The sequence below is a fragment of the Elioraea sp. genome, assembly GCF_051860475.1.
In the GTDB taxonomy this organism is placed as follows: Bacteria; Pseudomonadota; Alphaproteobacteria; order Acetobacterales; family Acetobacteraceae; genus Elioraea.
Genome location: NZ_JBHYDW010000004.1, coordinates 73,357 through 83,208, shown reverse-complemented (window position 1 = coordinate 83,208; position 9,852 = coordinate 73,357). Strand labels below are relative to the sequence as shown.

15 protein-coding genes are annotated in these 9,852 nt (G+C 70.7%); 10 read left to right on the top strand and 5 right to left on the bottom strand.

From position 1 onward, the window contains the following. The coding region (locus ACTIFU_RS01825; protein ID WP_439576571.1) for a MerR family transcriptional regulator at positions 1–217 on the bottom strand (217 nt) is incomplete at its 3' end. 86 nt (positions 218–303) lie between these two features. Between ACTIFU_RS01825 and ACTIFU_RS01820 the strand changes: the two genes are divergently transcribed. The 4 genes from ACTIFU_RS01820 to merA are packed head-to-tail and all read left to right on the top strand — an operon-like array spanning position 304 to position 2,689. Then, on the top strand, positions 304–702 hold the full coding sequence (locus tag ACTIFU_RS01820) for a mercuric transporter MerT family protein (RefSeq protein WP_439576570.1): 399 nt from the start codon (positions 304–306) through the stop codon (positions 700–702). A gap of 12 nt (positions 703–714) precedes the next feature. Further along, positions 715–1,041, top strand: a complete 327-nt coding sequence (locus ACTIFU_RS01815; RefSeq protein WP_439576569.1) for a heavy-metal-associated domain-containing protein — start codon at positions 715–717, stop codon at positions 1,039–1,041. Next, the gene (gene merF / locus ACTIFU_RS01810) at positions 1,038–1,280 is read left to right on the top strand and encodes a mercury resistance system transport protein MerF (RefSeq protein ID WP_439576568.1); all 243 of its coding nucleotides are present in this window, start codon (positions 1,038–1,040) and stop codon (positions 1,278–1,280) included. Before ACTIFU_RS01815 ends, merF begins: the two co-directional genes overlap by 4 nt. Then, positions 1,277–2,689 carry a mercury(II) reductase gene (gene merA, locus ACTIFU_RS01805; RefSeq protein WP_439576567.1) on the top strand — a complete coding sequence of 471 codons (1,413 nt, stop codon included), beginning with the start codon at positions 1,277–1,279 and terminating at the stop codon, positions 2,687–2,689. Before merF ends, merA begins: the two co-directional genes overlap by 4 nt. A gap of 38 nt (positions 2,690–2,727) precedes the next feature. Here merA and ACTIFU_RS01800 read toward each other — a convergent pair whose 3' ends face one another. Beyond that, positions 2,728–3,135, bottom strand: a complete 408-nt coding sequence (locus tag ACTIFU_RS01800) for a winged helix-turn-helix transcriptional regulator (RefSeq protein ID WP_439576566.1) — start codon at positions 3,133–3,135, stop codon at positions 2,728–2,730. A gap of 139 nt (positions 3,136–3,274) precedes the next feature. Here ACTIFU_RS01800 and ACTIFU_RS01795 point away from each other — a divergent pair, with 139 nt between their 5' ends. From ACTIFU_RS01795 to ACTIFU_RS01780, 4 genes are read left to right on the top strand one after another with little or no spacing between them, the layout of a single operon-like run. Then, complete coding sequence (locus tag ACTIFU_RS01795; RefSeq protein WP_439576565.1) at positions 3,275–3,859, top strand: flavodoxin family protein; 585 nt, start codon at positions 3,275–3,277, stop codon at positions 3,857–3,859. A gap of 2 nt (positions 3,860–3,861) precedes the next feature. Continuing rightward, positions 3,862–4,251 (top strand): nuclear transport factor 2 family protein, encoded by a 390-nt coding sequence (locus ACTIFU_RS01790; protein WP_439576564.1) that lies wholly within the window; start codon positions 3,862–3,864, stop codon positions 4,249–4,251. After that, the gene (locus ACTIFU_RS01785; RefSeq protein ID WP_439576563.1) at positions 4,251–4,463 is read left to right on the top strand and encodes a tautomerase family protein; all 213 of its coding nucleotides are present in this window, start codon (positions 4,251–4,253) and stop codon (positions 4,461–4,463) included. The genes ACTIFU_RS01790 and ACTIFU_RS01785 overlap by 1 nt, the downstream gene beginning before the upstream one ends. Positions 4,464–4,473: 10 nt before the next feature. Beyond that, positions 4,474–5,433, top strand: a complete 960-nt coding sequence (locus ACTIFU_RS01780) for an NAD(P)H-dependent flavin oxidoreductase (protein WP_439576562.1) — start codon at positions 4,474–4,476, stop codon at positions 5,431–5,433. Between the two features lie 91 nt (positions 5,434–5,524). Here ACTIFU_RS01780 and ACTIFU_RS01775 read toward each other — a convergent pair whose 3' ends face one another. After that, entirely contained in the window at positions 5,525–6,439 is a 915-nt protein-coding gene (locus ACTIFU_RS01775) for an AraC family transcriptional regulator (protein ID WP_439576561.1), read from the bottom strand. Positions 6,440–6,601: 162 nt separating this feature from the next. On the opposite strand from ACTIFU_RS01775, the gene ACTIFU_RS01770 reads away from it, so the two are divergent. Both ACTIFU_RS01770 and ACTIFU_RS01765 read left to right on the top strand, forming a co-directional pair. Continuing rightward, positions 6,602–7,426 carry a cysteine hydrolase gene (locus ACTIFU_RS01770; protein WP_439576560.1) on the top strand — a complete coding sequence of 275 codons (825 nt, stop codon included), beginning with the start codon at positions 6,602–6,604 and terminating at the stop codon, positions 7,424–7,426. Positions 7,427–7,527: 101 nt separating this feature from the next. Continuing rightward, positions 7,528–8,079 (top strand): carboxymuconolactone decarboxylase family protein, encoded by a 552-nt coding sequence (locus tag ACTIFU_RS01765; RefSeq protein ID WP_439576559.1) that lies wholly within the window; start codon positions 7,528–7,530, stop codon positions 8,077–8,079. Between the two features lie 61 nt (positions 8,080–8,140). On the opposite strand, the gene ACTIFU_RS01760 is transcribed toward ACTIFU_RS01765, so the two are convergent. Both ACTIFU_RS01760 and ACTIFU_RS01755 read right to left on the bottom strand, forming a co-directional pair. Then, positions 8,141–8,458, bottom strand: a complete 318-nt coding sequence (locus tag ACTIFU_RS01760; RefSeq protein WP_439576558.1) for a hypothetical protein — start codon at positions 8,456–8,458, stop codon at positions 8,141–8,143. Between the two features lie 245 nt (positions 8,459–8,703). Beyond that, positions 8,704–9,552, bottom strand: coding sequence for a helix-turn-helix domain-containing protein (locus ACTIFU_RS01755; protein WP_439576557.1), 849 nt, complete (start codon positions 9,550–9,552; stop codon positions 8,704–8,706). Positions 9,553–9,852: the final 300 nt, after the last annotated feature.

Below are 9,852 nucleotides of genomic sequence, written 5' to 3'. Positions count from 1 at the left end.
GCACGCCTGCGGTGTCGAAGCCGAGCGCGCGGGCGCGCAGGATGAAGCGCAGCCGCGCGACGTGGCGCATGTCGTAGAGCCGGTAGTTGTTCGCCCCCCGCGGCGGCGGCGGCATGAGGCCAACGCTCTCGTAGTGCCGCACGGTCTCGATGTTGCAGCCCGCGGCGCGCGCGAGGCCGGCTCGCGTCAACGGTGTCGCGAAAGCGTGATGGGTCATCGCGGTGCGCTCCGTCATCGGCGCCTTGAGCCTGTAGCGACTACAGAGCCTAGGGTCGGAGCATGGCACGCCCAAGCGATCCCGCGATGGCCCCGGTGGGCGATACCGCTTCCTCTCGAACCCCCGTCGCCACCCCGGCTGCGCCGCCAGCGACACGCCGCTTCGTCGCATTGGGCGCGCTCGGCGCGGTCCTCGCCTCGTCGTGCTGCATCGTCCCGCTCGCGCTCGTCAGCGTCGGCGTGACGGGCGTTTGGATCGGGCAACTGTCGGCGGTCGCGCCGTTGCAGCCGGTGTTCGCGGCCGTCGCGCTCGTCTTCCTCGGGTTCGGCTTCCGCAAGGTCTATTTCCAGCCAAAGCCCGCGTGTGTCGACGGCTCCTGCGCGCGTCCCGCCTCGGGGCGCGTCACCAAGGCCGTGCTGTGGGGCGCAACGGTCCTGACCCTGACAGCCCTCAGCATCGAGCTCTGGGCACCCGTCGTTCTCTGACAGGGCACAGCCATGACCACCTTCCGCATGCGCACCGCCGTCGTTCCCCTGCTGCTGCTGACCACCTCGGTCGGCGCTCAGCAGACGGCGACATCACCATCCACGACGGTCGCCGCGCCGGCACAGCAGACCGCGCGCCTTGGTGTCGAGGGCATGCACTGCGCGATGTGCCCTGCGACCGTGAAGGCGGCGATGACCCGGGTTGCAGGCGTGATCGACGTTCGCGTGGACTATCGCAGCGCCACCGCCGAGGTGGTGTTCGACCCGGCGCGCACGGATCCACTGGCCATCGCCGCCGCGTCGTCCGCGATCGGATATCCGGCCCGGCCGATCGAGTGACGGCGGTGGACGATCGGCCTCTGCTTGCGACCGGCCTGAGCGGCAGCGCCATCGCTGCGCTCTGCTGCTTCACGCCGATCCTTGTCATTGCGCTGGGCGCCGTGGGGCTCGCCGCGATCGTCGGCTGGCTCGACCTCGTCCTGCTGCCGGCGCTGGTCTTCTTTCTGGGGCTGACGGCTTACGCGCTGTGGCGCCGCGCGGCCGCCGCCCGCATCGCCGGGACGGGATGCAATCGATGACCATGGATCCCTGCTGCCCGCGCCCAGGCGGCTACGATCTCGCCGTGCTTGGCGCCGGCTCGGCCGGCTTCGCAGCAGCGATCGCCGCCGCCGATCACGGCGCGCGGGTGGCGCTGATCGGCGATGGCACGCTCGGCGGCACCTGCGTGAATGTCGGCTGCGTGCCGTCCAAGACCATGATCCGGGCGGCGGAAGCGGTCCATGCCGCGCGCGCGGCGACCCGGCTTCCAGGGCTCGCGGGCACGGCGCAGGTGACCGACTGGGCGGCACTGATCGGTGCCAAGCAGGACCTGGTCGAAACGCTGCGGGCGCAGAAATACGCCGATCTGCTGCCGCGCTATCCCGGGATCACCTTCATCCCCGGCCGAGCGCGCCTGGCCCCCGGCGGCGTCGCGGTGGAAAGCCGGATCGTCCGCGCGGGGAAGGTCGTCATCGCCACCGGCGCGCGTCCAGCCACGCCGGCCATTCCGGGTCTGACCACGGTCCCGTTCCTCGACAGCACGCGCGCGCTGGACCTTCGGCGCCTGCCACGCTCGATGATCGTCCTCGGCGCGGGCTATATCGGCTGCGAACTGGCGCAGATGTTCGCGCGGCTCGGGGTGGCCGTCACGCTGGTCGCGCGCCGCGGAGTGCTCCCGGAGGCTGAGCCCGAGATCGGCGCGGCACTGGCCGAGTATCTGGAATCGGAGGATGTCACGGTCCGCACCGGCCTCGCCTATCGTCGCGCCGCCCCCGACGGCGACGGCATGGCGCTCGACATCGTGGCCCACGGCCGCGTCGAGACGCTGCGTGCGGAGCGCCTGTTGGTCGCCACGGGCCGGACGCCGAACGCGGACGACTTCGCCGACGATGTCGCACTCGATCGCGGCCGCGTGCAGGTGGACGCCTGGATGCGGACCTCGCGCGCCGGCACATACGCCGCCGGCGATGTCACGGGACGGGATATGTTCGTCTACATGGCCGCACATGGCGGCAGGATTGCCGCGCTCAACGCGCTGGACGGCGACGCGCGGCGCTATGATCGCAGCGCCATCCCGTGGGTTGTGTTCACCGATCCGCAGGTCGCCGGCGTCGGGCTGACCGAGGCGGCGGCACGCGCGGCGGGCCACGACGTAAAGACCTCGCTTGTTCCGCTGCGAGAGGTGCCGCGCGCGCTCGCGGCACGCGACACGCGCGGCCTGATCAAGCTCGTCGCCGATGCCCGCACCCACCGCCTGCTCGGCGCGCAGATCCTCGCACCCGAAGGCGGCGACAGCATCATGACGGCGGCAGTCGCGTTGCGCGCCGGCCTGACGGCGCGGGCACTCGCCGAAACGATCTTTCCCTACCTGACCACCGTCGAGGGACTGAAGCTCACCGCCCTCGGCTTCCAGACCGACCTCGCCCGCCTGTCCTGCTGCGCCGGGTGAGGACGGCGCGGCGCGGGCTCCAGGGCGCGGCCTGAGGCTCAGGCTGCCCGTGCAGCCAAGGGCGGCGGCGCCGCAGCGCCAGAAGCCGATGGAGCCTCAACCTCGTCGCGCGCCTTGAGGCGCAGGCCGACCTCGACGATCGCGCGCAGCGCCGGCAGGAGCTCGGTCCCCAGCTCGGTCAGCGCGTATTCCACCGTCGGCGGAGAACCCTGGATCTCCCGTCGCGTCACCACGCCGCGCGCCTCGAGCTCGCGCAGCCGCCGTGCCAGCACCCGCGCGGTCACCGGCGCGAGATCGCCGCGCAGCTCGGAGAACCGTCGCGGCCCGGCGCCGAGATACCACACGATGTTGGGCGTCCAGGCGCCGGCGATCAGGGCCATGCACTCGGAGACAGCGCAGCTCGGTGGCGGCGCCGGCGAGCGGTTCTTCCTCACCTTCAGGGGCATCGCGCGCTCCTTCGGTATCCATGCGGATACTCAAAACGTCCCGGGCGCAGCACACGCGGTCTTTCCGGCGCGCCGTCCGGCGCCGATCTTCCCGCCGTGCAGATGGGCCCTGAGGCCCGCCCCCGGATGGAGAGACACCATGGCAAAGATCGCGATCGTCCACCACAGCGGATACGGCCACACCCGTGTGCAGGCCGAAGCCGTGCTGCGCGGCGCAAGCGGGGTGCCGGGGGCACAGGCACAGCTGCTCTCGGTCGAGGAGCTGAACGACGACGCCGCGCCGGGTTGGCGCACGCTGGACGAGGCAGACGCAATCGTCCTCGGCGCACCGACCTACATGGCCGGCCCCTCCGCTCCCTTCAAAGCCTTTCTCGACGCGACCTCGGGCCGCTGGGCCGAGCAGCGCTGGAAGGACAAGCTGGCCGCTGGCTTCACCAACTCCGCCGGGATGAACGGCGACAAGCTTGCGACCCTGCAACAGCTCGCGCTGTTCGCCATGCAGCACGGCATGGTGTGGATCGGCCTCGGCCTGCTGCCGGGCAATCACACCAGCAAGGGCTCGCCCGAGGATCTCAACCGGCTCGCCGGCTTCCTCGGCGCGATGGCGCAGTCGAACGCCGATGCGCCGCCCGAACTCGCGCCACCGCGCGCCGATCGCGCGACCGCCGAGCATCTCGGCCGCCGGGTCGCGCAAGCGGCCGGCCGCTGGCGGCAGGCGGCGTGACGATGGGCGCCGAGGCGGCAGAGGCGGAGATCGCGGAGGCGCTCCGACTGTACTTCGACGGTCTGCACTTCAGCGACGTCCGCCGGCTGGCGCGCATCTTCCATCCCGATGCGCGCTATGTCTGCGCCACCGAGACCCCGCTCATCCATCTCGGCATGGCGGAGTATTTTCCGATCGTCGCCGCCCGCACGTCACCGGCCAGCCGAGGCGAGCGGCGCCGCGATCGGATCGTGTCGATCGAACGCGCCGGGCCCGTGACCGCCGCGGTGCGCGTCGAGTGCGCGATCGGCGCGAAGTTCTTCACTGACCTCCTGACGATGATTCGTGTCGACGGGCGCTGGCAGATCATCACCAAGGTGTTCCACTACGAGCTCGAACCGGAGGCTGTCTGATGCCGTATGTCCACATCCGGGTGACGCGCGAAGGTGTCACGCCCACACGGAAGGCCGAGCTGATCGCCGGCGCGACCGACCTGCTTGTCCGCGTGCTCGGCAAGACACCCGCGACCACCGTCGTCGTGATCGACGAGGTCGAGCTGGAGAACTGGGGCATCGGCGGACTGCCGGTGACCGAGTACCGCCGCCGCAACCCGCCACCGCGCTGAGGACAGCACCATGCGAACGGCGCTCTGCGAGCTTCTCGGCATCCGTCATCCGGTGCTGCTCGCACCGATGGCGGGGATCAGCGGCGGGGCGCTGGCGGCCGCGGTCAGTCGCGCGGGCGGGCTCGGCCTGCTCGGTGGCGGTTACGGCAATCGCGCCTGGCTGACGCGCGAACTCGCCGCTGCCGGCAACGAGGCGATCGGCATCGGCTTCATCACCTGGTCGCTCGCGCGCGATCCGTCCCTGCTCGCCCTCGCGCTGGACCATGCGCCGCGCGCGATCATGCTGTCGTTCGGCGCCATCGCCCCGTTCATGCCGACCCTCAAACGCCGTGGCGTCGCGGTGATCGTGCAGGTGCAGACGCTGGAGGGGGCGCGGCGTGCGCTGGCCGAAGGCGCGGATGTGATCGTCGCGCAGGGCACGGAGGCGGGCGGCCATGGTGGCGCGCGTGCCACATTGCCACTGGTGCCCGCGATCGCCGACATCGCCGGCACGGTTCCCGTCGTGGCGGCCGGCGGCATCGCCGATGGACGAGGCCTCGCGGCAGCCTTGATGCTTGGCGCCGCGGGCGTGTTGTGCGGCACGGTGTTCTACGCGAGCACGGAGTCGCTTGCGCATGTGAACGCCAAGAGCGCCGCCGTGGCGGGCAGCGGCGACGCCACGCTCCGCAGCTCCATCTTCGACATCGCTCGGGGGTTCGACTGGCCCGCGGACTGGAACCTGCGCACGCTGCACAACGCCTTCACGCGCCGCTGGCAGGGGAATGAACCGGGACTTGCACGCAGTATGGCGGCCGAGCGGGCGCACTACGACAGGGCGAGCGAGGCCGGCGACGTCTCCACTGCGCCCGTGATCGTCGGCGAGGCCGTCGATCTGGTCGGCGCGGTCGTGCCGGCGGGCGAGATCCTTCGGGCGATGGTGACTGAGGCCGAGGCGCGGCTCCGGTCGGGCGTCGTGGGTCGAGAGGGGTGACGGGTCTCGCGTCGCTCCGGGGATACCGCCGTCGTCGCCGCATCCGCGCCTGCGCCGCCCCTTCCCCTCGTGCGTGTGACATGTGCTCGCCTCAGTCCTTGGGCCGATCATGGCCGGCCGCGGCACGTCGGAATCGGTCGGGAGACTGGCCGTATTCCTGGCTGAAGGCGCGGTAGAAATAGGTGCGGCTGTCATAGCCGACCATGCGGGCGATCCGTTTTATCGGCAGATCGGACAGCGTCAGCAGCTCGGCCGCACGCCGCAACCGGATGGAGCGCAGCAGCTCGATCGGACCGGTCCCGTACGCGATGCGGAACCGGGCGGCGAAACTGGCGCGACTCATCCCGGACTCGCCCGCCAGGGACTCCACGGTATGGGGGCGATCGGGGTGGTCGAGCATCGCGCGCACCGCCTGCCAGAGCGACTCGTCGGCAAGGCCCCGGATCCACGCGACCGACGCATCGTTCTCCTGCAATCGGCGCCGGAACAGCAGGATCACGCATTGCAGCAGCAGGCTGCGCGCCAGCGCGCGCGTGCCGACCGTCGGCCGCGCCAGTTCGGCGATCAGGTCGTCGAGCGCGCTGCGCACCCGGTCGGTCGGATCGAGATGCTCGACCACCGGCGTGCGCAGCAGGTCCATCGTGCCGTTGAGCCCGCGATAGACCACCGAGACGCGGCCGCAGATCGCCGCCAGCACGCCCGGTCCGGTGCCGGCTTGCAGATGCTCGATCGGGATGTCGAGCGGGCGGCAGTCGGGCAGCCGGCCCACGCCGGTTCCCGAGCCATGCAGGCTGTGCGCGACGAAGGCGGGCACCAGAACCACCGATCCGGCGCGCACAGCGGTCGCGGGCTGTCCCTCCACCGTCATCGTGCCCTCGCCGGCAAGCACGTAGTGCAGCACGGCATGGCCGCTGCGCCCGAGCCCGAGCGACGCGTCGCCCCGGATCTCGCAGAGCGCGAAGGGTTCGAGCACGACGTCAAGCGCATCCAGAACGGCTTCGATCATGACAGCACCACCCGAGCGAGGCCGCGGCCCAGCGGTGATCCGCAGGCCCGGCGCGAGGACATCTGCCAGACGATAAGGGACCTCCGCTGCGGCACGGTGATCCCGTTCCGCGCGACGCGCGGGACCCGATCGTGCCAACCGTGACCGTACAGGAGAACGACCATGACCACCCAGGACCCACCGTCCGGGCCGACCAGCCTTGGTCGGCGGATCGCGATGCAGAGCGTCGCCGGCGCCGTCGCCGCGAGCGCCGTTGTCGCAGCCGCCGCCAGGCCGGCCTCGGCCAACGCCGCCTATGCCGAGCCTGCCAATCCCGCCCTGCCACCCAGCACGATGGTGCTGGAGCGCGGCCGCACCGCCCTGGTGGTGGTCGATCCGCAGAACGACTTCCTGACCGAACAGGGTGTGGCCTGGAGCGTGGTCGGCGAGAGCGTGCGCGAGCACAATGTCGTCGAGAACATCGAGCGCCTGTTCAAGGCGGCGAAGGCCTCCACGCTGCCGGTGGCGATCTCGCCGCACTTCTACTTCCCGACCGACTACGGCTGGAAGTTCGAGGGCACGCTCGAGAAGGTCATGCACGCGATCAAGATGTTCGATCGTGCCGGCCCCCTCGACCTGAAGGGCTTCGAGGGTTCGGGCGCCGACTTCGTCGCGCGCTACAAGCCCTACATCTACGATGGCAAGACCGTGATCGCCTCGCCGCACAAGGTCTATGGGCCGGAGCAGAACGATCTCGGGCTGCAACTGCGCAAGCAGAAGGTGGACCAGGTGATCCTCGCCGGCATGTCGGCGAATCTCTGTGTCGAGAGCCATCTGCGCGAGCTCCTCGAACAGGGCTTCGAGGTCGCGGTGGTGCGCGATGCAACGGCGGCCGCCAAGGTGCCGGAGGGCGACGGCTACCTCGCTGCCCTGATCAACTTCCGGATGATCGCCAACGCGGTCTGGACGACGGACGAGGCGGTGCGGCGCGTCGCCGCGATCGCCTGAGCCTGGCGCGGGTCGGGCGTCGAACGCGTGCCGGCCCGCGACTCCACAGTCCGATGCCGGCGGATGACGCCGGCATCCTCGTTCCCCATGGAGACCATGCGATGACCTATCCGATCCATACCGTCGAGAGCGCACCCGCCGCAGCACAGGATGTGCTCCGGCGCGCACAGCAGGGCTTCGGCTTCGTGCCCAACCTGCTCGGCGTGATGGCCTCCGCGCCCGCGCTCGCGAAGGCCTATCCGACGCTCGCGGCGCTGTTCGACGAGACCTCACTGACGCCGGCCGAGCGGCAGACGGTCCTGCTCACGGTCAGCGTCGAGAACGGCTGCGACTACTGCGTCGCCGCCCACACCGTGATCGCCGCGATGCAGAAGGTGCCCGAGACGGTGGTGCGCGCCATCCGCGGCGGCGCCACCATCCCGGATCCGAAACTGGAAGCTCTGCGACGGTTCACGGCCGAGGTGGTCCGGACACGCGGGCGTCCATCCGACGGTGAACTGGAAGCCTTGGCGACGGCCGGATACTCGGCGGCTCAGGTGCTGGAGGTTCTGCTTGGCGTCGGTCTCAAGACGCTGTCGAACTCCACGAACCACATCGCCGTGACGCCGCTCGATCCGCCGTTCCAGAAGGCCCTCTGGTCCGAGGTCGCCTGAAGCGAGGGTGCCCCGGCGTCGCCCGTGACGCCGGGGCACCCGTTGCCGCAGGCTGGAGAGGTCAGCCGCCGACCCTGATACCGCCGGAGAGGGCCGTCACCCGGCTGCCATCGGACTGCCGCCCGATGGAAATCGCCAGTCGCTGCACGAACCCTCCGCCCGCTTCCGCGCTGTGCTGCCCCGGGATGTGACCACCGCCGAGCAGCGGAGTCGCAGTGCGATGGCTGAACGTGCCGGCGCTCTCGCCGGAAACGATGCCGACATGGCCGCTGCCGTAGGTCGGGCTGATGAAGCCGGGATGGGGCTGCTCGCTCTGCGCCAGGGCAGCTGACGTGCCGAGGACGAGAGTGGCGATCGCGGCGAGGATGGTCCTGGTCATGACACTGATCCTTGTCCTGTGTGTCCCGCTTCGCCTTTCCGCGTGTCCGGGATGCGGCGGGTCATACTGCTACTTCGCGCGGACATGGCGCCGGATACGGCGCCTCGGCCGATCTGCGGTATCGCATGGACGGATGAAACGGACCGGCAGGCCCACGAGACTATCTTCTTCCTGCACCGAACCGCGGATCCTGCCGCACGGTTCGAGACCCGCCAGCGGGACGCCGTCGACGCCGCGGTCCCGGACTATCTCGCCAACCCCCGCAGCAGTCCGGGAGTGAGGCCGTAGGCCCGGCGGAACGCCCGATAGAACGCGGAAAGCTCGCTGTAGCCGGAGTCGAACGCCAGCTGCTGGACCGGGCGCCTGTCCTCCAGCAGGGCGCGCCGCGCGCGTTCGAGGCGCAGCCGCCGCCGCGCGTCCGAGAACGTCTCCCCGTGGGCGGCGAGCGCGCGCTGGATCCGCCGCGGCGAGGTGTCGAGCATCCGCGCGAGCGAGCCGAGATCGAAATCCCACTCGGATGCGCTCGCCTCCATCGTCATCAGCGCGCGCAGATAGAGCGCGGTCTGGTCGTCGCACGCGCCGGGCTGGTCCGGCCGCTCGACAAGGGCTGACACCATGCTGGCCGACGCGCCCAGCAACGCCTTCAGGTCGTGGTCTTCGAGCGTGCGCAGGCTCCGGGCGATCGCGAGGCACGTGACGCGCAGCACCGGCGCGAGCGCGCTGCGGTCCAGACGCCCGGGCTCGGCGATCAGCTGCTCGGCACGCCACCGGGCGATCGGCGTCGTGGGGAAAGCCACGCGTACCCCCGTGTAGCGCGAGCCAACCCCCAGCAGCCGGTGCGGGCGCCAGCTCGGCGCCATGAACAGCGTTCCCGCGCGCGCCGTCGTGCTCCGGCCGGCGATGTCGATTCCGCGCACGCCGCGCAGCATCAGCGTGAGATGCAGATCGTCGCGGCCGTCGCTCGCAATGTCGGGCGGTCGCCGTTCGGCGTCATGGCTCGGCGCCGAGATGACATGGGCGGTACATGCGTTCAAGGTGCGAGAGACGATACGACTGCGGAAGCCGTCGAGACCGGCCGGACGGGTCGGCGTCATGCGCCCGATCCGCCCCGTCACAGCGCTGTAGAAGAGGTCGAACTGCCGGGCGCGTGGCACGCGAGCCGAGTCGAAGATCTCGAGCCCACCCCCTGCAAGGCCGTCCATGGTCTGACCCCTTCCCCGATCGTACTGCGACCAGGATGGTGTCTGTCGAGGCTGCCCGCACGTTACCCCGCCGTGGCATCGGCGGACAAATCCCGCGGTTCCTGCGGACAATGACTGCCGGACGCTGCCGCGCTCTCCTGTCCCGACACGGCCGTCCCGCGAACCACAGACGGGGCGGCCACAGCGGGACGA